The organism is Kribbella turkmenica, assembly GCF_004348725.1.
GTDB lineage: Bacteria > Actinomycetota > Actinomycetes > Propionibacteriales > Kribbellaceae > Kribbella > Kribbella turkmenica.
The window spans coordinates 1-1447 of sequence record NZ_SMKR01000337.1 but is presented as its reverse complement, the minus strand read 5'-3'; the positions used below and the strand labels follow the sequence as shown (position 1 = coordinate 1447).

The 1447-nt window shown below is 69.2% G+C and carries 1 protein-coding gene; it reads left to right on the top strand.

Features of this window, described 5'->3' with window-relative positions; all coding sequences use genetic code 11:
* Positions 1-269: 269 nt before the first annotated feature.
* Positions 270-1447: lactate racemase domain-containing protein (locus E1218_RS35735; RefSeq protein WP_132327450.1), on the top strand; the 1178-nt coding region annotated here is incomplete at its 3' end.

Sequence of the window (1447 nt, the reverse complement as noted above, 5' to 3'; positions counted from 1 at the left end):
CAGTTCGACAGGACGTATGCGCCCACTGCCCCACGACAAACGCCTGAGCAGACCAGCAATCCGGCTCGATCGCCGGACACCTCCTGTCGAACTGCACACATCAGCCCGGATCCCCCAACCGCGGACAGCAAATCGGGACTGGGGACAGCTGACCAGATGCCCCAGTCCCCATCAGGTGTCGGAGGATCGGCCCAGGCACCCACCACGCCACCACACTCGTCAACAGTTACGACCCCAACGTTTCCGGGCGAGGCACTAGGGTGGACTCCATGGATGCGCGACCGGCGGCGGTGATCGGTGGACCCGGGCAGGTGCTGACCGACGACGAGGTGGTCGGCTTCATCGGCGACTCCCTGAGCAGTGCCGGGCTGGCGGGCCGCAGCGTCTGCGTGATCGTTCCGGACGCCACCCGTAGCTGCCCGTTGCCCCTGCTGCTGAAGGCGGTGCACCAGGCACTCGACGGCCAGGTCAGCAAGCTCACCATCTTGGTTGCCCTGGGCACCCACGCGGAGATGTCGCCGGACGAGCTGCGCGTCCACCTCGGCGGCGAGTACGCCGGCGTCCTCAATCACGAGTGGTGGAAGCCGGACACGTTCGCCGGCCTCGGCACGATCAGCGCGGACCGGGTCGGCGAGATCTCCGGTGAGATGCTGCGCGACGAAGTACCGGTGAAGCTCAACCGCGCGGTGGTCGAGCACGACGTCGCACTCGTCGTCGGCCCGGTGTTCCCGCACGAGGTGGTCGGCTTCTCCGGCGGCAACAAGTACTTCTTCCCGGGCGTGGCCGGGCAGGAGGTGATCGACTTCTCCCACTGGCTCGGCGCGCTGATCACCAGCGCGAGCATCATCGGCACGCCCGGCATCACGCCGGTCCGGGCGTTGATCGACGAGGCCGCCGCGCTGATCCCGGCGGAGAAGCTCGCGCTCTCCGTGGTGGCGCAGTCGGGCACGGAAGCCCTGCACGCGGTGGCCTTCGGCGACACCGTCTCGTCCTGGCGGGCGGCGGCCGAGATCTCCGCCCGGACCCACGTCCGCTACCTCGACCACCCGGTCCAGCGGGTGGTCTCGCTGATGCCGACGAAGTACCAGGACATCTGGACCGCGGCCAAGGGGTTCTACAAGGTCGAGCCGATCGTCGCCGACGGCGGCGAGGTGATCCTGCACGCTCCGCACGTCACCCAGCTCGCCGCGATGCACCCGGAGATCGAGGAGATCGGCTACCACTGCCGGGACTACTTCCTCGGTCAGTGGGAACGCTTCCGCGACCTGCACTGGGGCGTGCTCGCGCACTCCACCCATCTCCGCGGCTCCGGCACCTGGGACCCGGCGACCGGTGAGCACCTCCGCGTCCACGTCACGCTGGCGACCGGCATCTCCCCGGACGTCGTCCGCCGCGCCAACCTGACCCCGCTCGACCCGGCCGACGTCGACCTCGCGGCGTACGAGGA